Here is a 21,236-nt window from a genome sequence, read left to right as displayed (position 1 = left end):
GCTGGGAGGTCATCTTCTAGCTGTTGCCAAGCCGACGTGCGAAATGCTCGGTGGTTATCCCTGACGCTGCTTGTGACGCAGGTTGTCGCAGATCACCATGACGCGCCCGTTACGACGAATCACCTTGCACTTTTCGCAGATCTTCTTGACGCTCGGCTGAACCTTCACGTCGTTGATCTCCTGTGTGTAGCTCGGCCCCACTGCAGGCAGCGGCTCCGAGCATGGTTCCCCCCGACCGGACGTGGCCGGGGAAGCTCTTACTTGTAGCGGTAAACGATGCGTCCACGCGTGAGGTCGTAGGGCGAGAGCTCTACCACGACGCGATCCTCGGGAAGGATGCGAATGTAGTGCTGACGCATCTTTCCGCTGATGTGAGCGAGTACCTTGTGGCCGTTTTCGAGCTCAATGCGAAACATCGCATTGGGCAGCGGTTCGACAACTCGGCCCTCTACCTCGATAGCACCGTCTTTCTTGGCCATATCCTCCGCGATCCTGGCTCTCACACCTGGTTGATTGCATCTGTTTCCGTTACCGTGGTGCCCACTGACCGACCCGAATCGACGGGCCGACGTGTCGCCGGAACGGTTCGCAGGCCACCAGGGCACGCGAACATCCGGTACGCAGGGCGCACCGTCGATCCATGTTACCGGGTAATGCACGTCTGGCCAAATGCGTTCCGCATCCATGCTCCGGGTCAACGGTTGCCCCAGTTCGATTTCCTGAGCTAGCGTTCTGCCCGGCTGTATCCCAGCCGCACAACACGGGCCGTCCCGCCTGCCCTCGCAGCGGCGGCCGTGTCCGCGACGACGACCACGAGGCACCCCTCTTGAGCTCAGACACGCGCGCCGGCAACCCGGGCGTATCCGTCATCATTCCGGTTCACAACTCCAAGGATGTTCTCGACGATCAACTGCGAGCTCTCGCTCGACAGGATTACGAGCATCCCTTCACGGTGATCGTCAGCGACAACGGCTCGACCGACGGCCTTCGCGAACACATCGAGAACCATTGCCTCCGTGGAGCGCTCGACCTGCAGTACGTCGACGCTGCAGGATCCCCGGGCGCATCGTTCGCACGTAACAGAGGTGCAGACGCCGCCCCCAGCGACCTGCTCGCCTTCTGCGACGCCGACGACGCGGTCCACCCGAACTGGCTCCGGCGCATCGTCGCCGGCCTCGACGAGTACGACATCGTGGGTACCGGCCTGGAGACGGAGACCCTGAACTCCGCTGCCACGCGCGCATCGACACCGTTCGCACCGCCCTCGGATCAGGGCAAGTCGACATTCCTACCGTTCGCCATCGGTGCCAGCATGGCGTGCCGCAGATCGACCTACGTCGAGCTCGACGGCATGCTCGAGTACGTTCACGCCAGCGAGGACATGGAGTTCTCGTGGCGCGCACAGCACGCGGGGTATCGACTGCATTTCATCGCCGAACCACTGGTGTCGTACCGACTTCGCACCGGACGTCGGGAGAACTGGAAGCAGGCAGGCGCGCTCGGGTACGGATCGGCTCACGTACGCGGACTCCACCGAGCACACGGCTGCCCGCCCTTCCGGGCTCGCACGATCTCCGTCGCCCTGCTGATGCTCGGCGTACGAAACCCATTGCTTCCCACTGCAGTGACCAGGATGCCGACTCGACTCTGGCTTCGTCTGGTGGCTGCGCATCTCGGACTGGTCCGCGGCGGCCGACGCTACGGATCACTGGCCTGGTGACCCTAGCTGGGTCGTAGTGTCAGGATCCGCGGCCCGTCCTCGGTGACGGCAACGGTGTGTTCCCAGTGCGCCGATCGGGATCCGTCGGTGGTCACGACCGTCCAGCCGTCGTCGAGAATGTCGGTGTCGTACGTGCCGAGGGTCAGCATGGGCTCGATTGCCAGAGTGGATCCGACGACCAACTCCGGTCCCTTACCCGGCGCACCCTCGTTCGCGAGGAACGGGTCCATGTGCATCTCACGACCGATGCCATGACCGCCGTATCCGTCGACGATCCCGTACTTGCGGCCGTGCGCCTGCTCGGCCGCGTGGGTTCCGGATTCGATGGCGTGCGAGACGTCGGTGAGCCGATTGCCGGGAAGCATCGCGGCGATACCTGCCTCCATCGACAGCCTCGTCGCCTCGCTCAGCATCGCATCGGCTTCGATGATGTCGCCGACACCGAATGTCCACGCCGAGTCTCCGTGCCAACCGTCGAGAACCGCCCCACAGTCGATGGACACCAGATCGCCTGCGACCAGGAGCTCGTCCGCCGACGGAATGCCGTGCACCACACGGTCGTTGACCGACGAACAGATACTGCCGGTGAAGCCGTGGTAACCGAGGAACGACGGCACCGCACCGGCGTCACGGATGACGGCCTCGGCAACTCTGTCGAGCTCGAGCGTCGAGACACCGGGAACCGCCGCTGCCCGCACTGCCACCAGAGCAGCGCCGACGACCGCGCCGGCCGCAGCCATGGCGTCGAGTTCGCCGGCACTGCGAAACGGCACGACCTTCCGTTTACGGCCGAATGCCATTACTTGCCGTGGTCCTCGATGGACTTCAGCGCGCGAGCGTTGACCTCGTCCACCTCACCGATCGCGTCGACCGTCACGAGTTGGCCCTCGTAGTAATCGAGCAGTGGCGCGGTCTCGTCCCGATACACCTTGAGTCGGTTCCGAATGACGTCTTCCTTGTCGTCCTCGCGTCCACGCGCGAGCATGCGTTCGACGACGACGTCCTCGTCGACGACGAACGAGAGTACGGCGTCGAGCTTCGCGTTCAGGTCCGCCAGGATGCCGACCAGTGCCTCGGCCTGACCCACCGAACGTGGGAAGCCGTCGAGCAGGAAGCCGTTCACGGCGTCGGGCTCGGAGAGGCGGCTGCGGACCATGTCGACGGTCAGCTCACTGGGAACGAGGTCGCCTGCATCGAGGTACTTCTTCGCCTCGAGTCCGAGCGGCGTCTTCTCACCGATGTTCGCGCGAAACAGGTCGCCGGTCGAGATGTGCGGAACGCCCAGCTTCTCGGACAGGAGGACGGCCTGGGTGCCTTTGCCGGCACCGGGGGGACCGAGCAGAACAAGTCTCACTTGAGGAACCCTTCGTAGTTACGCTGCATCAGCTGGCTTTCGATTTGCTTCACGGTATCCAGGCCGACGCTGACCATGATCAGCACGGCGGTGCCACCGAAGGGGAGGTTCTGTCCTCCACCCGAACTGCCGATATCGAGGAACAGGTTCGGGAGCACGGCGATGGTGCCCAGGTAGACCGCGCCCGGCAACGTGATGCGACTGAGGACGTAGTTCAGATAGTCGGCGGTCGGCTTGCCCGGACGAATGCCCGGGATGAACCCGCCGAACTTCTTCATCTCGTCGGCGCGCTCTTCGGGGTTGAACGTGATCGCCACGTAGAAGTACGTGAAGAACACGATCAGACCGAAGAAGATCGCGATGTACACCGGGTTGGCCGGGTTCACCAGGTACTCGTTGATGATGCGCTGCCACCAGCTCGGATCGACCGCGGTGCTGGCCGAGGTGAGCTGGGCGATCAGGTTGGGCAGATACAGCAGCGAGGACGCGAAGATCACCGGGATGACGCCGGCCTGGTTGACCTTGAGCGGAAGGTAGGTGGAGGAGCCGCCGTACATCTTTCGACCGACCATGCGCTTGGCGTACTGGACGGGAATTCGGCGCTGACCCTGCTCGACGAACACCACGCCGGTGATGATCAGGAACGCTGCGAAGCAGACGAATCCGAACACCAGCCCACCGCGGCTCTCGAGGATCGAGTTGCCCTCGGAGGGAATACGCGAGGCGATTCCGGCGAAGATGAGCAGCGACATTCCGTTGCCGACGCCGCGCTCGGTGATGACCTCACCGAACCACATCACGACGGCTGCACCTGCGGTCATGACGAGCACGATGATGACGAGGCCGAAGATGCTCTGGTCGGCGATGATGTCCTGCTGGCAACCCTGAAGAAGTTGGCCGCGGGAGGCGAGGGCCACCAGGCCGGTCGCCTGCAGGATGGCCAGCGCGATCGACAGATAACGCGTGTACTGCGTCATCTTGGCCTGCCCCGACTGTCCCTCCTTGCGGAGTTCCTCGAACTTCGGGATGACGACGGTGAGCAGCTGCACGATGATGCTGGCGGTGATGTACGGCATGATGCCGATCGCGAACACCGAGAGCTGGAGGAGCGCTCCACCGGAGAACAGGTTGATCAGCGAGTAGATGCCCGCCGAGTCTCCACCGGAGACCTGGTCGATGCATGCTCGGACATTGGCGTAGTCGACACCCGGCGACGGCAGCGTGGCACCGAAGCGATACAGGGCCACCAGACCGAGCGTGAAGAGGATCTTCCGTCTCAGGTCAGGAGTCCTGAGGGCCGACACGAAGGCGGAAAGCAAAGATCCTCCTGGCACGACTGCGTTGACGCTGCGAGTGCTTCGTCAGGAGCGCAACCGGCGCTCCTGTGAGCCTCACGAGCATGGACTGCAGGCGACATGCATCGCCCGCATCGAAACGAACTTCTGTGAACTCTAGAACTCTAACAGTGCGTATCGAACCGCCCGACGGTCAGTGTTGGACCCTGTCCGTTCGGTCGAGTACGGCACGTGGTGCCGAGGCAACGATGGCCGCAGCTCAGCTCCAAGAGCTGTGGCTGCGGCCATCGTCACGAACTGCTGCTCGATGCGCTGCTACTCAACGCATCGGAGCAATGCTCATACCTCGGTTGCAGAACCGCCGGCAGCGGCGATCTTTTCCTTGGCGGAGCCCGTGAACTTGTTGGCCGATATCTCGACCTTCACGGTCAGGTTTCCGTCGCCGAGAACCTTGACGGGCTCGTTCTTGCGAACGGCACCCTTGGCGATGAGCTCGGGGATACCGATCTGACCGCCCTCGGGGAACAGACGCTCGATGTCGCGCAGGTTCACGACCTGGAACACGACACGGTTGCGGTTGGTGAAGCCCTTGAGCTTCGGGAGCCGCATGTGAAGGGGCATCTGGCCACCCTCGAAGCGTGCCGGCACGTTCTTGCGTGCGCCGGTTCCCTTGGTACCGCGACCTGCGGTCTTGCCACGCTTGCCACCTTCACCACGGCCGACACGAATCTTCGTCGACTTGGATCCGGCTGCGGGGCGCAGGTGGTGCAGTTTGATGGTCATGGTTAGACCTCCTCAACGATTACGAGGTGGCGCACCGTGTTGACCAGTCCGCGGTTCTGCGGGTTGTCCTCGCGGACGACCGTCTGGCGGATGCCCTTGAGCCCGAGAGTACGCAGGCTGTCACGCTGGTTCGCCTTCTGGCCGATGGTGCTCTTGATCTGGGTGACCTTCAGCTGAGCCATTACTTCACCGCTCCTGCCTGTGCGCGTGCGCGCAGCATTCCGGCGGGTGCAACCTCTTCGAGGGTCAGGCCGCGGCGAGCCGCAACTTCCTCGGGACGCTGCAGACCCTTGAGGGCTGCGACGGTCGCGTGCACGACGTTGATGGCGTTGTCGCTACCGAGCGACTTCGACAGCACGTCGTGGACACCGGCGCACTCAAGCACGGCACGCACCGCGCCACCGGCGATGACGCCGGTACCGGCACTGGCCGGACGCAACATGACGACGCCTGCTGCGGCTTCGCCCTGGATGGGGTGCGTGATGGTGCCGGCGATCATCGGGACGCGGAAGAAGCTCTTGCGAGCCTCCTCGACACCCTTCTGGATGGCCGCGGGAACTTCCTTGGCCTTGCCGTAGCCGACGCCGACCAGTCCGTTGCCGTCACCGACGATGACGAGGGCGGTGAAGCTGAAGCGTCGACCACCCTTGACCACCTTGGAGACGCGGTTGATCGTGACGACCTTCTCGATGAAGTTCGACTTGTCCGCAGCGTTGCCGCCACGGCCGTTGTCACGACGGTCACGACCGCCACCGCGGTTGTCGCCGCGCTGGTTGTTGTCGCCACCTGCGTTGGGGCCACTGTTCTGTCCGGCGGGGCCGCTTCCGCCGTCACGCCGTTGACGTCCCGGCATCAGGCTGTCCTTCCGTTGTCAGTCATTGTCATCATCAGAACGTCAACCCGCCTTCACGGGCTGCGTCTGCGAGTGCCGCGATGCGGCCGCTGTAGTTGTTGCCGCCGCGGTCGAACACGACTGCCTCGACGCCTGCTGCCTTCGCGCGGCTGGCGATGAGCTCGCCGACCTTCGCACTGACGGCCTTCTTGTCGCCCTCGAGGGCGCGCACATCGGCTTCGATGCTCGACGCGCTGGCCAGCGTGTGGCCGGCGAGGTCGTCGATCAACTGCACGTGGATGTGACGCGAGGACCGGTTGACGACCAAGCGGGGACGCTCGGGCGTGCCGGAGATCTTCTTGCGAAGGCGGAAGTGACGACGTGCCTTCGACAGGCGACGCTTCGTCGAGACGTCGGTGCCACGCGGAGTGCGCTTGACGACGTTCGCCTTGTCTGCTGTTTGCTGGCTCATATCACTTACCCGTCTTTCCGACCTTGCGGCGGATCACTTCACCCTCGTAGCGGATGCCCTTGCCCTTGTACGGGTCCGGACGCCGCAGACGACGAATGTTGGCAGAGATCTGACCGACCTTCTGCTTGTCGATGCCGACAACGGTGAATCGCGTGGGCGACTCGACCGTGAACGTGATGCCCTCGGGTGCTTCGATCAGCACGGGATGGCTGTAACCGAGTGCGAACTCGAGGTCCTTGCCCTTGAGTACGACGCGGTAACCGACGCCGTGAATCTCCATCTTGTTGGTGTAACCGTTGGTGACACCGGTGATGAGGTTCGCGACGAGAGTGCGCGAGAGTCCGTGCAGTGCACGGCTCTTGCGCTCGTCATCGGGCCGGGTGACGGCGATGGTGCCGTCGTCGGCGCGAGCGATCTGGATGGGCTCGGCGACCGTCAGGCTCAGGGCACCCTTGGGGCCCTTGACCGCAACGTTCTGGCCGTCGATGGTGATATCGACTCCAGCGGGGACCGGTACCGGCAATTTTCCAATACGTGACATGGTGGTGGCCTCCCCTACCAGACGTAGGCGAGGACTTCTCCGCCCACACCCTGCTTGGCCGCCTGACGCTCCGTGAGCAGACCTGTGGACGTGGAGATGATCGCCACGCCCAGGCCGCCGAGAACCTTGGGCAGATTGGTGGATTTTGCGTATACCCGGAGACCGGGCTTGGAGACGCGTCGCACGCCGGCGAGGCTGCGCTCACGGCTCGGGCCGTACTTCAGATCGACGATGAGGGTCTTGCCCACCTCGGCGTCTTCCGTGCGGTAGTCGGAGATGTAGCCCTCGCGCTTGAGGATCTCGGCGATGTTCGCCTTGAGCTTCGAGTGGGGAAGCTTCACCTCGTCGTGGTACGCCGAATTGGCGTTGCGCAGACGGGTCAAGAAGTCTGCAATTGGATCGGTCATCGTCATGGTGTGACCTGTGCACCTTTCTCGCAGCGGTTCCCATGCAGCACGCGCGAGCTGGTGCCCCTGGATTCTCGAAAACCCGGCGGGCCTGGCTCGTCACATCGTGGGCCTACAACGAAGTGAACATGTCCTGACCGACTGTTGCCGGTCAGGGGTTGCGCTCCAAGCAATGCATCGCTGCACTGCCAGGTGTTTCGAGCTTCCGCATTTCGATGCTGACGTACGGAGAACTCGAGGTTGCGTTTTCATTGCAAGGACTCGCGTGCAGGCACGACGAAGCCCGGGCAACCGCTCTAGTGTAGGCATCGCGCACCCGAAGACCAAATCGCCTTACCATTGCGCGACGGCTCGGGTCCAGTCGGACACCCCGGCGTCCACTTCTTCGCTAACGTCGGACCATGACGGACTCGAAGGCAGTCGACATCGATCACCTCACCCACACTCTGCGTGACCGCACCATCGCCGGGGTGACGATCGGGTGGGTCGACAACAACGGCATCGTCCGATCACGCACCGTGCCCACCGCAGAACTGACCGCCGTCGCACGTCGCGGCGTAGGAGTCACCGCGGTGTTCGCGGTGTTCGATTCGCACGACGGGATCACCTTCGCTCACGAGGGATTGTCGACGCCGTCCGGCGATGTTCGGTTGATTCCGGTGATCGACAACGCGTCGAGCGTGGTTCCACTTGCCGGCCAACCGGGGCTTGCCTGGGTACACGGCAGGCAGCTCTCCGCGGACGGCTCTCCCTGGCCCTACGACCAACGCGCTGTTCTCGAGCGGCAGGTGCAGAAGGCGTCCGATGCCGGTTTCGAGGTACGGGCCGGATTCGAGATCGAGTTCGCCCTGACCCGGGAATCGGACGGACTGTCCGCCCATCGAGGACCTGCCTACTCCGCCAACGCGCTCCGCGATGTCGACGAATTCGTCGTATCGCTGCTGCACGCCCTGTCTGCGAACGGTGTGAGCATCGGTCAGATTCATGCCGAGTACGGCATGTCCCAAATCGAGATCGCGCTCGCACCACTCGATCCCCTTGCTGCAGCCGATGCGCAAGTTCTCGCGCGGCAGACGATCCACTCTGCCGCCAAAGCTCACGGCCTGCGGGCGAGCTTCGCTCCCCTGCCCTCGTCCAGCAGTGCAGGCAACGGATGGCACCTGCACACGTCACTGGTTCGCGACGGGCACAACGCTCTCACCGGAGACGGAGAGCATGGATTGTCGGGGACCGGGCAGTCGTACATCGCGGGCCTGGTTCGAGAGCTGCCGGGACTCACTGCCGTCACCGCACCGAGTTCGGGATCCTTGCTCCGACGTCGACCCGGATACTGGGCCGGCGCCTTCGGGTTCTGGGGCGTCGAGAACCGCGAAGCGGCAGTGCGGCTCGTACCCGGTTCTGCCCTACTCGGTCCCGATCACACCAACGTCGAGTTGAAGGCGTGCGACGCTTCCGCCAATCCGTATCTGGCGCTTGCCGTCACCATCGCGGCCGGCATGTCGGGAGTGGCCGAGTCGGCGACGTTGTCGCCACCGGTTCAGGAGGATGTGGGCGGCTGGGACGATGCCCGTCGCGACGCCGCCGGTATCTCCCCACTCGCGACGACCCATGCCCGACAACGGGAGAACCTACTGTCGTCGGCGCTGGTCACAGACGTGTTGGGCGAAGACCTTCTGGGCGCGTTCGTTGCCTGCCGGGACGCCGATGCGGCGTGGGCGGAGAGCCACACCGAGGACGAACTGCTCGAATCACTGCGCTGGATCTACTGACATGCTGCGACAGTTCCCCGGCGTCGGCGCAATCGTCTCTGCCCTCGACAGCGCTCTGCCACAACCGGATCAGCTCTGCGGACCGTTCTCGGCATCGATAGCGTCGACGGCCGTCGTGGGCGACGACGCACCGGACGTGACTGCACTGGCGATCGCATCGGGATCCGCGATCTGGCCGGGCGAGACCGTCGCGGCCCGTCCGCCCGGAACGCCCCGGATCACCGACGGGTGGGATTGCCTACCGAGGGCTGCATCGATCGATGCGGCCGGGACCACAGCGACAGGTCTTGCGACGGGCATCGAGACGGCGACCGAAGGACGCGTCGTGGTGGTTCCGATCGTGGGGCCCGGTTCCGACGGGCTCCGCCTGCTCCTGACCCGCCTGGCCGACGTGCAGTTCCGGTTCGGCCTGGTTGCGAATGTGCACACCGAGAACCTGACCGAATTCGATTGGAGCGTAGGACATTTCGTGACCGTCCTGGGAATGGACACCGTCGAGGACGTGGTTGCGATTGCCGATACCTATCGAGAGCTCGGAGTCGCGGGCATGCCGGCCGGATGTCGAACCGTTCCCACCGACACTCTCGCGTCTGCAATGTCCGAACGTGGCCTTCTCCTTCTCGTCGACAACGACGACCGTTCTGCCGCACTGGATCTGACTCGGTCACTCGATCTACGAAACGACGTGTGGTCGGTCTGAGACGGGAGGCCTGAGCAAACGCGAAATGGGCGTGGGTTCCTTTCGGAACCCACGCCCATCAGCGTGGTGTGGTGAAGCCCGGAAGCCTCAGATCACCAGGAGCTCTTGCGAACTCCGGGAAGCTCTCCGGCGTGTGCCATCTCGCGCACGCAGATACGGCAGAGGCCGAACTTGCGGAACACGGAATGGGGACGGCCGCAGCGGTTGCAGCGAGTGTATGCACGCACCGCGAACTTCGGCTTCTTGTTGGCCTTGTTGACCAATGCCTTCTTCGCCATGGACTCAGTTCTCCTTGAACGGGAAGCCGAGGTGCTTGAGCAGCGCGCGGCCTTCTTCGTTGTTGGTTGCGGTGGTTACTACGGTGATGTCCATGCCGCGCGGACGATCGATCTTGTCCACGTCGATCTCGTGGAACATCGACTGCTCGTTGAGGCCGAACGTGTAGTTTCCGTTGCCGTCGAACTGCGTGCCCGAGAGGCCGCGGAAGTCCCTGATTCGGGGAAGGGCAATGGAGACCAGACGGTCGAGGAACTCCCACATGCGGTCGCCACGGAGGGTGACGCGTGCGCCGATGGGCATTCCTTCGCGCAGCTTGAACTGTGCGATGGACTTGCGTGCCTTGCGGATCTCCGGCTTCTGGCCGGTGATGGCAGCGAGGTCGGCAACTGCACCGTTGATCAGCTTGGCGTCACGGGCGGCGTCGCCGACACCCATGTTGACGACGACCTTGACGATGCCGGGGATCTGCATGACGTTCTCGTATGCAAATTCGGTGTTCAGGGCGTCTTTGATCTCGGCGCGGTAGCGCGCCTTGAGGCGGGGCTGTTCGCCCGCGATGTTTTCGGTGGTAGTCATCTCAGATGTCCTTCCCGTTCTTCCGGGAAACACGAACGCGCTTGCCGGTTTCTTCGTCGGTCCGGTAGCCCACGCGAGTGGGGTTGCCGTCCGAGTCGACCACTGCGACGTTCGATACGTGGATCGGGGCTTCCTGGGTGACGATGCCACCCGAGGATGCGCCGCGCTGGTTGGCGGAGACCGCAGTGTGCTTCTTGATGCGGTTCACACCCTCGACCAGAACCTTGGAGTCAGCGGGGTAGGCCTGAATGACCTTGCCCTTGGCACCCTTGTCCTTGCCTGCGATCACGAGAACGGTGTCGCCCTTGTGCACCTTCATTTACAGCACCTCCGGGGCGAGCGAGACGATCTTCATGAACTTCTTCTCACGCAGCTCACGGCCGACCGGGCCGAAGATACGAGTTCCACGGGGATCGTTGTCCGGCTTGATCAGCACCGCAGCGTTCTCGTCGAAACGGATGTACGAGCCATCCGGACGGCGACGCTCCTTGATGGTGCGGACGATGACGGCCTTGACGACCTCACCCTTCTTGATGTTTCCACCGGGAATGGCGTCCTTCACCGTAGCTACGATGATGTCGCCGATTCCGGCGTAGCGACGTGACGAACCACCGAGAACGCGGATGCAAAGGATTTCCTTCGCGCCCGTGTTATCAGCGACGCGTACTCGCGACTCCTGCTGAATCACTAACTTCTCCTTGACCTGGATGTACGTACGTGCCGGATTTCCGTCCCGACACGCGCGGTCGGCTGCTGGGTACGGGCACACGAAGGCACACCGCTGCCACAGGCAACCGGTCAAGTGTAGGGGAACGGGTCCCCGGCATCCAAATCGTCGTCACCGGGCCACCCGCCGTCACCTGCGCCCTTCGGGGCAATCGGTACGGTTCTGGGGATGGGACATCTTCGGATCGACGGGGCGCGGCGATGACGTCGGAGCGCGACGACACCGCGTGGTGGTCGAGTCTGCCCCTGGACCGGGTCGTGCGCATCCACGGGGTCACCGAGCGTGATCTCGCCGAATCCGTGAACCCTCTACCGGTGGACGCACCTGCGATCGTGTTCTTCGCGATCGATCCCACGACGGCCGATCGTGCCGTCGATCTCGTCGATGCAGTGGTCACGGAACTCGAGAACGCCGCCGTCGATTCGGTTCCGCTGTGGCTCACCGACTTCGACCATCACTCCGGCTCGTCGTCGTTGGATCGGCGCGCTGCTCGCGTCGCCGCCGCTCGGCTCGGTGCCGACACCGCACACTTCGGCCCCTACGTCGGGGCTCTGGCAAATGCAGCCGTCGCGGGGAGTGCGCCGCGTCGAGCCGCATTCACCGTCGAAACTCGCGCAGCAGGCTCGACCCGAATACTTGCCTCGGCTCGTCGAAGAAGCCTTGCTGCGCTCGTGTTGGTCGTGCCGGCCGGAACGGATGCCGGAGTCGTCGGGACAGCTGCGGAATGGCTGTGCACGCACGCCGGTGCAGCGGTGTGGGTGACGGGCGACGGGGCGTCGAACATGGACCGGTTCCGGTCCGTGGCGGTACACGCGCCCGCCGTGCCCGCTGGGGTCGAGACCGTGGTCGATCGGTTCCGACCCCTGAGCTATCCGCCGATCGCGGGACATCCGCACCCGGCCAGCGATCCGGAGAAGCGCTTGTATCGAGCGCTGGACGTGCACGACTGGGCTGCGGGGCGGGAGCACAATCGTTCGATCCGGCTCGGCGAGCTCGGCCGACCGTTCACGGTCGACGTACTGTGGCGCACCGAGAAGATCGTCGTGGAAATCGACGGCAACGAGCACCGCGCCGTCGACCGCTTCGCCGAGGACCGCGTGCGCGACAACCAACTGCAGACACACGGCTACATGGTGTTGCGCTTCACCAACGCTCAGGTGATCGACGATCCGCAACGTGCGGTAGCTACCATCCGCGAGGCAGTATCGAGAAGACGATCGAAGGGGGATCCTCGATGAGTACCGAAGACCTGAACGGGACCGAGGCGGCAGTGCTGCTGGTCCTGATGGCCGAGGCAAGCCCGGTCAAGAACTCCGAACTCAAAGCGATGGGCCCCGAGCTCGCGAAGGCGTCCCGCGACAAGCTGAAGAACGCCGGTCTCGTCGAAGTGAATTCGTCCGTGCGCCCGATGACTCTCGAACTCACCGACAAGGGATGGCGGATCTGCGGCGAACTCATCGGCGGAGAACCACCGGCTCGATCGACCGGCGCGGGCAAGGCAATGTTCACCGTGTTGGCGGGGTTGCGACGGTGGCTCGATCGCACCGACGCCCGCCCGGCGGATGTGTTCTCGCCGCGAACAGAGGAGCCTGAACCCGTCGAGAAGACCGACACGACAGTCGACATCGAAGCCTCGATTCGCGCGGCCTACGCCGGGCTCGCCCGCGAACCCGGCAGCACCGTCCGACTGTCCAGATTGCGAAACGAATTGCGCGACATACCCAGAACCGATCTGGACGACGCTCTCGCGCGCCTGCGTCGCGCCCCGGACGTCTCGTTGATACCGGAGGAAAATCAGAAGACGCTGACCGACGAGGAACGCGCCGCGGCCGTCGTCGTCGGAAATCAGCAGAACCACCTTCTCTCGATCGAACCATGATGGGCGTTGAGTCGACGATGACGGACAGCGAGCAGATCCGAGCTCTCGAATCGGTGCGGCTGAGTTGGGCACCGACACCCGACGACGTGTGGCGTTCTCAGTCGAACGTGCACGTACCGGGGATGCACGAACGCGTGTTCCTCGAGGTGATGAACGCGTACGACGACGCGGACGCCTCCGACGACGCGAGTCCGCTCGGAGTCGTCGTGCGCGGCCCGGCCGGTTCGGGCAAGACGCACCTGCTCGGCCAGGTGCGAGAAGAAGTACAGCTCAAGGGCGGGTACTTCTTCCTGATCAGGTTGCTCGACGCCGCCGGATTCTGGCGTTCGACGCTGATGGGGATGCTCGACGACCTGATGCGTCCGTCCGGCCGCGGATCGGACAGCCAGCTCGGGCTGTTGCTTCGACGGCTCTGCGAGATCGGCGACATCGCCGAGGATCAGCGCGCGAAGATCATGGGCGAGAGCATGATCGACGCGGATACGCTCAACGATTTCGTCACCGCGGTGTACAAGGTTCACCCGCGCCATCGACGGACGTCGCAGCACACGCTGCGCGCGCTCGTGCTGTCCATCGCCCCCGATTCGGCCGTTCAGGATCTGGGCGACGCCTACCTGCAGTCGATCGACGACGTCGATCCCGACGAGTTCTCGGCCTGGGGCATCCGCCGGGCCGAGCTCGGCCATCAGGGCATCGCCGAGAACATCTCGCGTCTGCTCGCCATCACCGGTCCGACCATCCTCGCGATCGATCAGATCGACACGCTCGTGGCGCAGTCTCGTACCGGATCGGATCAGGAGTTCGCCGACGCGCAGGAAGACAAGGTCGTCGAACAGCTCGCACACGGCTTGATGTCGCTGCGCGAGACCCTCCCCCGGACTGCCTCGGTGCTCTCCGCGCTGTCGAGCGCTTGGGAACTGATTGCCGCACGCGGAGTCGCGCCGATGCGTGACCGCTTCCGAGTCACCCAGTCGCTCAAGCCGATTCCCTCCTCGGACATCGGTCGCCTGCTACTCGGACGACGGCTGGCCGCGTGCTTCCTCGAGGCCGGGTTCACGCCACCGCACCCGACGTGGCCGGTCGCGCCCGACGCGTTCGAGCAGGCCCCGGATTTCACTCCGCGCCAGCTTCTCATCGCCGTCGATCGGCACATCAGGCACTGCCTCGACACCGGGGTCGCGTCGGAGTTGGAGAGCTTCACCGACAGATCCGGTCCTACCGATGCGCCCGACCTGCCCACGGCGCGGGTCAACGAACTCGATGCGCTCGACGATCGCTACGAGCAACTTCGTGGACAGGTCGACGTCTCCGTTCCGTTGCGACCCGACAGCGAGGACTCGATCGTTCCCGCACTGTTGTCCGCGGGTCTGACGGCGTGGATTCACGAGCATCAGTCGTCCGACGACAGCCTGGCCCAGGATCCGCCGCCGAGTGGCAAGCCGGCGCTGCACGCCCGCCTGCGTCACACCGTCGACACCGACACCGACGACGAAGAGCACTGGTGCTTCCGCGCCGTGACGTCCGGCAACGCGCGGGCCGCGTTGGCCCGGGTCGAGCGGGCCGTGACGACGGCGGGCCTGCGCGTCGACATGCCGAGGCGACGGCTGATCCTGATCAGGAACGACCCGTGGCCGAACGGCGCGAAAACCGAGCAAACGATCGCGGCCCTGCACCGCGCCGGTGGCGTCGTGGTGCCACTCGGGGACGAGGACCGCAGGGCGCTGGCGGCGTTGTCGATCCTGTTGGCCGAGAACTCCCCCGCGCTCACGTCCTGGTTGCTCGCACGCAAGCCGGCGCACGATGTCAGATTGTTCTCTGCGGTGCTGCCTGCAGTCAGTGTCGTGGACGACGACACCGCCCTCATCGAACCGGAAGCGACACCCTCCGTACCGGAGTCGTCGACGAGCCGAAAGCCGTCCATCGTCGTCGGTGCCGAGGTCAGCACCGGTGCCGATGTCGCCATTCCACTCGAGGCGCTGCGCAAGCACACGGCGATCTTCGCGGGATCCGGCTCGGGAAAGACCGTTCTGATTCGCCGGCTGGTGGAAGAATGTGCCCTACAAGGTGTTTCGGCGATCGTGCTGGACGTCAACAACGACCTGGCTCGGCTGGGCACCGCGTGGCCCGAGGACGAGAGGACGTGGCCACCGGGTGACGAGGCCAAGGCAACGGCGTACCTTCGCGACACCGACGTCGTGGTGTGGACCCCGCGCAAGTCGGCCGGCCGGCCGCTCAGCTTCCAGCCGCTACCCGACTTCGCCAGTGTCGTCGGCGACGCGGACGAGTTCGAGGCCTCCATCGAGTCCGCTTTGGCCTCGCTCGAACCGGCCGCAGGTGTACTCGGGACGTCACAGAAGGCGAAACACGGTCGGGCCGTGCTGAAATCGGCCCTCGACCAGTTCGGTCGTCGTTCGCGGGGCGGGGATCTGTCCGACTTCATCGACCTGTTGGAAGAATTCCCCGAGGACGCGAGCGAAATGCGCGATGCGGTGCGCATCGCTGCCGGACTGGCCGAGAATCTCAAGGCCGCCGCCGCGAACGATCCGATGTTCGCAGGCGCGGGCACGCCGGTCGACCCAGCTGTGCTGCTGACGCCGGCCGAGGGCAAGAAGGCTCGGGTATCGGTGATCAACCTCGCGGGGCTGACCACCGACGAGCAGAAGCAGAGTTTCGTCAATCAACTCCAGATGGGGTTGTTCGCCTGGATCAAGAAGAATCCGGCGGGCGACCGGCCACTCGGGGGATTGTTCGTGATGGACGAGGCGCAGAATTTCGCACCCTCCGACCGGAGCACAGCGGCCACGCACAGCACCATGGCCCTGGCGTCGCAGGCCAGAAAGTACGGACTGGGACTGGTGTTCGCCACGCAATCCCCGAAGGGCCTGCACAATCGCATCGCGGGCAATGCGTCCACGCAGTTCTACGGTCTGCTCAACAGTCCATCGCAGGTCGACGCAGCCAAGGAGATGGCACGGGTCAAGGGGGGCTCGGTTCCCGACGTCGGACGCCTGCCCGCCGGTCAGTTCTACGCGGCTGTGGAAGGCGCCGAATTCCGACGCACCGCCACTCCCCTGTGCCTGTCCTACCATCCGAAGAGTCCACCGACCGAGGAAGAGGTCATCGAGCTGGCGCGACAGCCCTGACGCCATGACAGTGGCACACTGGATTCGGTGAAAACCCTCGCTCGCGGGGAGAACTGCCCCGCTCCGGCCGGTCCTCTGACGGTCACGCTCACGGCATCGACCTCAGTGGACGTCTCCGCGCTGCTGCTGGGTCCGAACGGTCGGGTGCGTTCGGACGCGGACCTGGTGTTCTACAACCAGCCCTCCGCCTCGGGCGTCGAGTATCGCCGCACCCCCACCGGTCACCTGCTGATGTTCGACGCCGCTGCCGTCCCCGCCGGCGTCGACACCGTGGTCGTGGCTGCGTCCCTCGACGGAACGGGACCCGCGACGTTCGCGGCCGCGGGCCCGACTGCGGTGACGGTGTCCGATGCGTCGGACACAGCACTGGTCGGCTTCACTGCCGATGCACTCGGCGACGAGAGCGCACTGGTGTGTCTGGAGTTCTATCGGCGCGGCGATCAGTGGAAGATCCGCGCCGTCGGCCAGGGATACGCCGATGGCCTGGCCGGTTTGGCCACGGCGTTCGGCATCAGCATCGACGAGGACGACCCGACGCCCGACCCGACGGCCTCCGTCGAGCAACCTCTCCGTCCCACGCAGTCACCTGCGTCGTCCACCGATTCATCAGCCCCTCGAGGAGTTCTGGCCATGAGAAGTGAACTGTTCGCGCCCGCTCACGCCGAGGTTCCCGGTTCGGGTATCCAGAAGCAGGGCAGCAAGATGTGCCGCATCGGGATGAACGGCGAGGTGATGGCCCGGGCCGGTTCGATGGTGGCGTATCAGGGCAATCTGCAGTTCGAGGCGAAGGGGTCCGGTGGGATCGGCCGGGCTCTGAAACAGGCGCTCTCGGGTGAGGGTGTTCCTCTGATGAAGGTCACCGGTCAGGGCGACCTCTTTCTCGCCAACGCCGCTCAGGACGTTCATCTCATCGACCTGGACGGCACGGACGGGTTGACCATCAACGGTGCCAATGTGCTGGCTTTCGAGAGTTCGCTGAGCTACGACATCAAGCGGGTGCAGGGTGCCGCGGCAGGCGGCAATGCCGGTTTCTTCAACTGCGTGTTCTCCGGACGCGGCCGGATTGCCATCACCACGGACGGGGTTCCGGTGGTGCTGAACGTCGACCAGCCGACCTTCGCGGATCCACAGGCTGCGGTCGCGTGGTCGTCGTCCTTGCAGACGAGAGTCAAGAAGAACGATTCGTTCGGACTCGGCACGCTGATCGGTCGAACGACGGGTGAGCGCTTCACCCTCGAGTTCTCGGGTCAGGGATTCGTCGTGGTTCAGCCATCGGAGCAGCCGCCGGGTGGCCTGGTCGGTGGCAGCGGCAGCGGGGAGCAGGCCGGGGTCGGCGGCGCGCTCGGAGGATTGCTGGGCAGGTAGGGCCGCACACCGGAACGCAAAATGCCCGCCCCCAGGAAGGGAGCGGGCATTTGTGTGCAGGTACTACTTGGCCTTTTCGAGAACCTCGACCAGTCGCCAGTGCTTCGTGGCGGACAGCGGGCGGGTCTCCATGAGCTGAACGCGATCGCCTACGCCGGCGTCGCCCTTCTCGTCATGTGCCTTGACCTTGGTGGTGCGACGGATGATCTTGCTGTAGAGGGGGTGCTTGACCCTGTCCTCGAGCTCGACCACGATCGTCTTCTCCATCTTGTCGGATACGACGTAGCCGATCCGGACCTTACGGTTGTTGCGCTCTTCAGTCACAGTCTTTTCCTCGCTCATGCCGCGTCACCTGCAGTGTCCTCGGAAGGACCAGATGCCAAGCCGAGCTCACGCTCGCGCAGGACGGTGTAGATGCGCGCGATCTCGTGACGGACGGTGCGCAGTCGACGGTTGTTGTCCAACTGGCCGGTAGCCATCTGGAAACGAAGGTTGAACAGCTCTTCCTTCGACTCACGCAGCTTGGTGACCAGCTCTTCACCGGTGAGCTCGCGGAGCTCTGCGGCTGGGGTTCCGGTAGCCATCAGAACTGCTCCTCCCTGGTGATGATGCGTGCCTTGATGGGCAGCTTGTGGATGGCGCGAGTCAGTGCCTCACGCGCGATGGTCTCGTCGGGGTACGACAGCTCGAAGAGCACACGACCCGGCTTGACGTTCGCGATCCACCACTCGGGCGAACCCTTACCGGAACCCATGCGGGTCTCGGCAGGCTTCTTGGTGAGCGGGCGGTCCGGGAAGATGTTGATCCAGACCTTGCCGCCACGCTTGATGTGGCGAGTGATCGCGATACGAGCGGACTCGATCTGACGGTTGGTGATGTAGGCGGGCTCGAGAGCCTGGATGCCGTAATCACCGAATGTCACCTGAGTTCCGCCCTTGGCGGCACCCGAACGCTTCGGGTGGTGCTGCTTGCGGTGCTTGACCCGGCGGGGGATCAACATGCGTCAGCCCTCCTGAGTGGGCTCGGTCGAGGCCGGAGCCTCGGTTGCGGATGCCGCGCGGCCTGCCTCGGTGCTGGTCGCTGTGGTGCCCGAGGCACCGCTGCGACGCGGACGAGTGGGACGCTCACGACGGGGACGGTCTGCACCGGCGGCCGGAGCCGCAGCGGCGGCGAGTTCACGCCGACCGCCGACGATGTCGCCCTTGTAGATCCAGACCTTCACGCCGATACGGCCGAAGGTGGTCTTGGCCTCGTACAGCCCGTAGTCGATGTCGGCACGGAGCGTGTGCAGGGGAACGCGTCCCTCGCGGTAGAACTCCGAGCGAGACATTTCAGCGCCACCGAGACGGCCGGAGCACTGAACACGAATGCCCTTGACGTTGGGCTGACGCATGGCCGACTGGATGGCCTTGCGCATTGCCCGACGGAATGCGACGCGGTTGCTGAGCTGCTCGGCAACACCCTGAGCCACGAGCTGAGCTTCGGACTCGGCGTTCTTGACCTCGAGGATGTTGAGCTGAACCTGCTTGCCGGTCAGCTTCTCGAGAGCTCCGCGGATACGGTCGGCCTCGGCGCCACGGCGACCGATGACGATGCCCGGGCGTGCCGTGTGGATGTCCACGCGAACACGGTCACGGGTGCGCTCGATCTCGACCTTCGCGATGCCTGCGCGCTCCATGCCGGTGGCAAGAAGCTTGCGGATCTCGACGTCTTCCTTGACGTACTCCGAGTACTGCTTGTCTGCGTACCAACGCGACTTCCAGTCAGTGGTGATACCCAAGCGGAAGCCGTGCGGGTTGATTTTCTGACCCACTACTGAGCCCCTTCCTTGGACGCCTGGCCCTTACGACGGTTACGAGACGTTCCGCCGGTCTTGGGCAGGCTTTCGACGATCACCGTGATGTGGCTGGTGCGCTTGCGGATCCGGAATGCCCGGCCCTGAGCGCGCGGCTGGAATCGCTTGAGGGTTGCACCCTCGTCGACGAATGCAGTGGCGACGATCAGTGTGCTGGGATCGAGATCCAGGTTGTTCTCGGCGTTGGCCGCTGCGGACGCGATCACCTTGGCGACCGGCTCGCTCGCTGCCTGCGGCGCGAACTTGAGGATGTTGAGCGCGTCCTCGACGGAGCGCCCGCGAACCAGATCCACGACGCGACGTGCCTTCATCGGCGTGACGCGAACGTGCTTCGCTACGGCCTTGGCAGTCGGATTGGCGGTGGGGGTGAAGTTGGTCATCGCCTCTTCGCCTTCCGGTCGTCCTTGATGTGACCCTTGAACGTGCGGGTCGGTGCGAACTCCCCGAGCTTGTGGCCGACCATGGAGTCGGACACGAACACCGGTACGTGCTTGCGACCGTCGTGGACGGCGAAAGTGTGACCGATGAAGTCGGGCAGGATTGTCGATCGACGGGACCAGGTCTTGATGACCTGCTTGGTTCCCTTGTCGTTCTGGACGTCAACCTTCGCGAGGAGGTGATCGTCTACGAACGGGCCTTTCTTCAGGCTGCGTGGCATTCTGAACTCCCTCCTAGCGCTTGTTCTTGCCGGTACGACGACGACGGACGATCAGCTTGTCGCTCGCCTTGTTCTTGCGGGTACGGCCTTCCGGCTGTCCCCAGGGGCTGACCGGGTGGCGTCCACCGGAGGTCTTGCCCTCGCCGCCACCGTGCGGGTGGTCGACCGGGTTCATCACGACACCACGAACGGTCGGGCGCTTGCCCTTCCAGCGCATGCGGCCGGCCTTGCCCCAGTTGATGTTCGACTGCTCGGCGTTGCCGACCTCGCCGACGGTTGCGCGGCAGCGCACGTCGACGCGACGGATCTCACCGGACGGCATACGCAGCGTGGCGTAGGGGCCTTCCTTACCGAGGAGCTGGATGCTCGCTCCAGCGGAGCGGGCCATCTTCGCGCCTCCACCCGGACGAAGCTCGACCGCGTGGATGGTCGTACCCGTCGGGATGTTGCGCAGGGGCAGGTTGTTGCCGGGCTTGATGTCGGCATTGGCACCCTGCTCGATCGGCGATCCCTGGGCGATGCCCTTGGGTGCGACGATGTAGCGCTTCTCGCCGTCTGCGAAGTGCAGCAGTGCGATGTTCGCGGTGCGGTTGGGGTCGTACTCGATGTGAGCGACCTTGGCCGGCACGCCGTCCTTGTCGTTGCGACGGAAATCGATGAGACGGTATGCACGCTTGTGACCGCCACCCTTGTGCCGGGTGGTGATGCGACCGTGTGCGTTACGTCCACCGCGGCCGTGCAGCGGGCGGATCAGCGACTTCTCGGGGGTCGAACGCGTGATCTCAGCGAAATCGGAAACGCTGGAGCCACGACGGCCCGGGGTTGTCGGCTTGTATTTACGGATTGCCATGAGTCTTCTCGTCCTCTATATCCGAAGAGTC

29 protein-coding genes are annotated in these 21,236 nt (G+C 64.5%); 7 read left to right on the top strand and 22 right to left on the bottom strand.

What is annotated here, in order from left to right:
- Window positions 1-54 precede the first annotated feature (54 nt).
- Together rpmJ and infA are read right to left on the bottom strand one after the other, a co-directional pair.
- The gene (gene rpmJ / locus CH249_RS27080) at window positions 55-168 is read right to left on the bottom strand and encodes a 50S ribosomal protein L36 (protein WP_025347279.1); all 114 of its coding nucleotides are present in this window, start codon (window positions 166-168) and stop codon (window positions 55-57) included.
- An 89-nt stretch (window positions 169-257) separates the two neighbouring features.
- Window positions 258-479, bottom strand: coding sequence for a translation initiation factor IF-1 (gene infA, locus CH249_RS27075; protein ID WP_005140011.1), 222 nt, complete (start codon window positions 477-479; stop codon window positions 258-260).
- 347 nt (window positions 480-826) lie between these two features.
- Here infA and CH249_RS27070 point away from each other — a divergent pair, with 347 nt between their 5' ends.
- Complete coding sequence (locus tag CH249_RS27070) at window positions 827-1,720, top strand: glycosyltransferase family 2 protein (protein WP_179272929.1); 894 nt, start codon at window positions 827-829, stop codon at window positions 1,718-1,720.
- Between the two features lie 2 nt (window positions 1,721-1,722).
- Here the strand turns inward: CH249_RS27070 and map are convergent, their stop codons facing one another.
- The 9 genes from map to rpsH all read right to left on the bottom strand — a co-directional run bounded on the left by map (window position 1,723) and on the right by rpsH (window position 7,410).
- Window positions 1,723-2,520 carry a type I methionyl aminopeptidase gene (gene map, locus CH249_RS27065; RefSeq protein ID WP_032397529.1) on the bottom strand — a complete coding sequence of 266 codons (798 nt, stop codon included), beginning with the start codon at window positions 2,518-2,520 and terminating at the stop codon, window positions 1,723-1,725.
- Window positions 2,520-3,074 (bottom strand): adenylate kinase, encoded by a 555-nt coding sequence (locus tag CH249_RS27060; protein WP_032397530.1) that lies wholly within the window; start codon window positions 3,072-3,074, stop codon window positions 2,520-2,522. Before CH249_RS27060 ends, map begins: the two co-directional genes overlap by 1 nt.
- On the bottom strand, window positions 3,071-4,393 hold the full coding sequence (secY, locus tag CH249_RS27055) for a preprotein translocase subunit SecY (RefSeq protein WP_032397531.1): 1,323 nt from the start codon (window positions 4,391-4,393) through the stop codon (window positions 3,071-3,073). Before secY ends, CH249_RS27060 begins: the two co-directional genes overlap by 4 nt.
- Window positions 4,394-4,708: 315 nt before the next feature.
- The gene (gene rplO / locus CH249_RS27050) at window positions 4,709-5,152 is read right to left on the bottom strand and encodes a 50S ribosomal protein L15 (RefSeq protein WP_032397532.1); all 444 of its coding nucleotides are present in this window, start codon (window positions 5,150-5,152) and stop codon (window positions 4,709-4,711) included.
- 2 nt (window positions 5,153-5,154) lie between these two features.
- Window positions 5,155-5,334 carry a 50S ribosomal protein L30 gene (rpmD, locus tag CH249_RS27045; protein WP_032397533.1) on the bottom strand — a complete coding sequence of 60 codons (180 nt, stop codon included), beginning with the start codon at window positions 5,332-5,334 and terminating at the stop codon, window positions 5,155-5,157.
- Window positions 5,334-6,005 carry a 30S ribosomal protein S5 gene (gene rpsE, locus CH249_RS27040; RefSeq protein WP_032397534.1) on the bottom strand — a complete coding sequence of 224 codons (672 nt, stop codon included), beginning with the start codon at window positions 6,003-6,005 and terminating at the stop codon, window positions 5,334-5,336. The genes rpmD and rpsE overlap by 1 nt, the downstream gene beginning before the upstream one ends.
- A 34-nt stretch (window positions 6,006-6,039) precedes the next feature.
- The gene (gene rplR / locus CH249_RS27035) at window positions 6,040-6,456 is read right to left on the bottom strand and encodes a 50S ribosomal protein L18 (RefSeq protein WP_032365631.1); all 417 of its coding nucleotides are present in this window, start codon (window positions 6,454-6,456) and stop codon (window positions 6,040-6,042) included.
- 1 nt (window position 6,457) lies between these two features.
- Window positions 6,458-6,997 carry a 50S ribosomal protein L6 gene (gene rplF / locus CH249_RS27030; RefSeq protein ID WP_032397535.1) on the bottom strand — a complete coding sequence of 180 codons (540 nt, stop codon included), beginning with the start codon at window positions 6,995-6,997 and terminating at the stop codon, window positions 6,458-6,460.
- A gap of 14 nt (window positions 6,998-7,011) precedes the next feature.
- Entirely contained in the window at window positions 7,012-7,410 is a 399-nt protein-coding gene (gene rpsH / locus CH249_RS27025; RefSeq protein WP_008718266.1) for a 30S ribosomal protein S8, read from the bottom strand.
- Window positions 7,411-7,805: 395 nt separating this feature from the next.
- Here rpsH and CH249_RS27020 point away from each other — a divergent pair, with 395 nt between their 5' ends.
- Both CH249_RS27020 and CH249_RS27015 read left to right on the top strand, forming a co-directional pair.
- Complete coding sequence (locus CH249_RS27020; RefSeq protein ID WP_094683657.1) at window positions 7,806-9,173, top strand: glutamine synthetase family protein; 1,368 nt, start codon at window positions 7,806-7,808, stop codon at window positions 9,171-9,173.
- 1 nt (window position 9,174) lies between these two features.
- Entirely contained in the window at window positions 9,175-9,873 is a 699-nt protein-coding gene (locus CH249_RS27015; RefSeq protein ID WP_094683656.1) for a hypothetical protein, read from the top strand.
- Between the two features lie 92 nt (window positions 9,874-9,965).
- On the opposite strand, the gene CH249_RS27010 is transcribed toward CH249_RS27015, so the two are convergent.
- From CH249_RS27010 to rplN, 4 genes are read right to left on the bottom strand one after another with little or no spacing between them, the layout of a single operon-like run.
- Window positions 9,966-10,151 (bottom strand): type Z 30S ribosomal protein S14, encoded by a 186-nt coding sequence (locus CH249_RS27010; protein WP_008718273.1) that lies wholly within the window; start codon window positions 10,149-10,151, stop codon window positions 9,966-9,968.
- Between the two features lie 4 nt (window positions 10,152-10,155).
- Entirely contained in the window at window positions 10,156-10,728 is a 573-nt protein-coding gene (rplE, locus tag CH249_RS27005; protein WP_008718275.1) for a 50S ribosomal protein L5, read from the bottom strand.
- Window position 10,729: 1 nt separating this feature from the next.
- Entirely contained in the window at window positions 10,730-11,047 is a 318-nt protein-coding gene (rplX, locus tag CH249_RS27000) for a 50S ribosomal protein L24 (protein WP_032397537.1), read from the bottom strand.
- Window positions 11,048-11,416 (bottom strand): 50S ribosomal protein L14, encoded by a 369-nt coding sequence (gene rplN / locus CH249_RS26995; RefSeq protein ID WP_032397538.1) that lies wholly within the window; start codon window positions 11,414-11,416, stop codon window positions 11,048-11,050.
- A gap of 239 nt (window positions 11,417-11,655) precedes the next feature.
- Between rplN and CH249_RS26990 the strand changes: the two genes are divergently transcribed.
- The 4 genes from CH249_RS26990 to CH249_RS26975 are packed head-to-tail and all read left to right on the top strand — an operon-like array spanning window position 11,656 to window position 17,842.
- Window positions 11,656-12,693: an endonuclease domain-containing protein gene (locus CH249_RS26990; RefSeq protein ID WP_094658318.1), complete on the top strand. Its 1,038-nt coding sequence runs from the start codon at window positions 11,656-11,658 to the stop codon at window positions 12,691-12,693.
- Window positions 12,690-13,334, top strand: coding sequence for a hypothetical protein (locus CH249_RS26985; RefSeq protein ID WP_094683655.1), 645 nt, complete (start codon window positions 12,690-12,692; stop codon window positions 13,332-13,334). Before CH249_RS26990 ends, CH249_RS26985 begins: the two co-directional genes overlap by 4 nt.
- Before the next feature lie 17 nt (window positions 13,335-13,351).
- Entirely contained in the window at window positions 13,352-16,477 is a 3,126-nt protein-coding gene (locus tag CH249_RS26980; protein ID WP_094683679.1) for an ATP-binding protein, read from the top strand.
- Window positions 16,478-16,495: 18 nt separating this feature from the next.
- Window positions 16,496-17,842, top strand: a complete 1,347-nt coding sequence (locus tag CH249_RS26975) for an AIM24 family protein (RefSeq protein WP_094683654.1) — start codon at window positions 16,496-16,498, stop codon at window positions 17,840-17,842.
- Between the two features lie 63 nt (window positions 17,843-17,905).
- Here CH249_RS26975 and rpsQ read toward each other — a convergent pair whose 3' ends face one another.
- Genes rpsQ through rplB form a run of 7 tightly spaced genes read right to left on the bottom strand, consistent with a single transcriptional unit; the run spans window position 17,906 to window position 21,205 of the window.
- On the bottom strand, window positions 17,906-18,184 hold the full coding sequence (rpsQ, locus tag CH249_RS26970) for a 30S ribosomal protein S17 (protein ID WP_032397542.1): 279 nt from the start codon (window positions 18,182-18,184) through the stop codon (window positions 17,906-17,908).
- Window positions 18,181-18,426 (bottom strand): 50S ribosomal protein L29, encoded by a 246-nt coding sequence (rpmC, locus tag CH249_RS26965; protein ID WP_027496314.1) that lies wholly within the window; start codon window positions 18,424-18,426, stop codon window positions 18,181-18,183. The genes rpsQ and rpmC overlap by 4 nt, the downstream gene beginning before the upstream one ends.
- Window positions 18,426-18,842: a 50S ribosomal protein L16 gene (rplP, locus tag CH249_RS26960; protein ID WP_027496313.1), complete on the bottom strand. Its 417-nt coding sequence runs from the start codon at window positions 18,840-18,842 to the stop codon at window positions 18,426-18,428. Before rplP ends, rpmC begins: the two co-directional genes overlap by 1 nt.
- A gap of 3 nt (window positions 18,843-18,845) precedes the next feature.
- Window positions 18,846-19,655, bottom strand: coding sequence for a 30S ribosomal protein S3 (gene rpsC, locus CH249_RS26955; protein WP_027496312.1), 810 nt, complete (start codon window positions 19,653-19,655; stop codon window positions 18,846-18,848).
- The gene (gene rplV, locus CH249_RS26950) at window positions 19,655-20,077 is read right to left on the bottom strand and encodes a 50S ribosomal protein L22 (RefSeq protein ID WP_037188319.1); all 423 of its coding nucleotides are present in this window, start codon (window positions 20,075-20,077) and stop codon (window positions 19,655-19,657) included. The genes rpsC and rplV overlap by 1 nt, the downstream gene beginning before the upstream one ends.
- On the bottom strand, window positions 20,074-20,355 hold the full coding sequence (rpsS, locus tag CH249_RS26945) for a 30S ribosomal protein S19 (protein WP_008718309.1): 282 nt from the start codon (window positions 20,353-20,355) through the stop codon (window positions 20,074-20,076). Before rpsS ends, rplV begins: the two co-directional genes overlap by 4 nt.
- 13 nt (window positions 20,356-20,368) lie before the next feature.
- A complete protein-coding gene (gene rplB / locus CH249_RS26940; RefSeq protein ID WP_008718311.1) occupies window positions 20,369-21,205 on the bottom strand; it encodes a 50S ribosomal protein L2 in 837 nt (278 codons plus the stop codon).
- Window positions 21,206-21,236 lie beyond the last annotated feature (31 nt).

The organism is Rhodococcus sp. 05-2255-3B1 (genome assembly GCF_002258545.1).
Lineage (GTDB): Bacteria > Actinomycetota > Actinomycetes > Mycobacteriales > Mycobacteriaceae > Rhodococcoides.
This window is presented reverse-complemented; position numbering and strand designations above follow the sequence as displayed.

Coding starts and splice junctions, on each gene's coding strand:
- map (WP_032397529.1), bottom strand. CDS start 2,520: ATGGCATTCGGCCGTAAACGGAAGGTCGTGCCGTTTCGCAGTGCCGGC.
- rpsS (WP_008718309.1), bottom strand. CDS start 20,355: ATGCCACGCAGCCTGAAGAAAGGCCCGTTCGTAGACGATCACCTCCTC.
- rplB (WP_008718311.1), bottom strand. CDS start 21,205: ATGGCAATCCGTAAATACAAGCCGACAACCCCGGGCCGTCGTGGCTCC.
- CH249_RS26980 (WP_094683679.1), top strand. CDS start 13,352: ATGACGGACAGCGAGCAGATCCGAGCTCTCGAATCGGTGCGGCTGAGT.
- CH249_RS27020 (WP_094683657.1), top strand. CDS start 7,806: ATGACGGACTCGAAGGCAGTCGACATCGATCACCTCACCCACACTCTG.
- rpsE (WP_032397534.1), bottom strand. CDS start 6,005: ATGCCGGGACGTCAACGGCGTGACGGCGGAAGCGGCCCCGCCGGACAG.
- rpsQ (WP_032397542.1), bottom strand. CDS start 18,184: ATGAGCGAGGAAAAGACTGTGACTGAAGAGCGCAACAACCGTAAGGTC.
- CH249_RS26990 (WP_094658318.1), top strand. CDS start 11,656: ATGACGTCGGAGCGCGACGACACCGCGTGGTGGTCGAGTCTGCCCCTG.
- rpmD (WP_032397533.1), bottom strand. CDS start 5,334: ATGGCTCAGCTGAAGGTCACCCAGATCAAGAGCACCATCGGCCAGAAG.
- CH249_RS27010 (WP_008718273.1), bottom strand. CDS start 10,151: ATGGCGAAGAAGGCATTGGTCAACAAGGCCAACAAGAAGCCGAAGTTC.
- rpmC (WP_027496314.1), bottom strand. CDS start 18,426: ATGGCTACCGGAACCCCAGCCGCAGAGCTCCGCGAGCTCACCGGTGAA.
- CH249_RS27015 (WP_094683656.1), top strand. CDS start 9,175: ATGCTGCGACAGTTCCCCGGCGTCGGCGCAATCGTCTCTGCCCTCGAC.
- rplE (WP_008718275.1), bottom strand. CDS start 10,728: ATGACTACCACCGAAAACATCGCGGGCGAACAGCCCCGCCTCAAGGCG.
- rpsH (WP_008718266.1), bottom strand. CDS start 7,410: ATGACGATGACCGATCCAATTGCAGACTTCTTGACCCGTCTGCGCAAC.
- CH249_RS26985 (WP_094683655.1), top strand. CDS start 12,690: ATGAGTACCGAAGACCTGAACGGGACCGAGGCGGCAGTGCTGCTGGTC.
- rplX (WP_032397537.1), bottom strand. CDS start 11,047: ATGAAGGTGCACAAGGGCGACACCGTTCTCGTGATCGCAGGCAAGGAC.
- rplF (WP_032397535.1), bottom strand. CDS start 6,997: ATGTCACGTATTGGAAAATTGCCGGTACCGGTCCCCGCTGGAGTCGAT.
- rplP (WP_027496313.1), bottom strand. CDS start 18,842: ATGTTGATCCCCCGCCGGGTCAAGCACCGCAAGCAGCACCACCCGAAG.
- rplR (WP_032365631.1), bottom strand. CDS start 6,456: ATGAGCCAGCAAACAGCAGACAAGGCGAACGTCGTCAAGCGCACTCCG.
- rplO (WP_032397532.1), bottom strand. CDS start 5,152: ATGACCATCAAACTGCACCACCTGCGCCCCGCAGCCGGATCCAAGTCG.
- infA (WP_005140011.1), bottom strand. CDS start 479: ATGGCCAAGAAAGACGGTGCTATCGAGGTAGAGGGCCGAGTTGTCGAA.
- rplV (WP_037188319.1), bottom strand. CDS start 20,077: ATGACCAACTTCACCCCCACCGCCAATCCGACTGCCAAGGCCGTAGCG.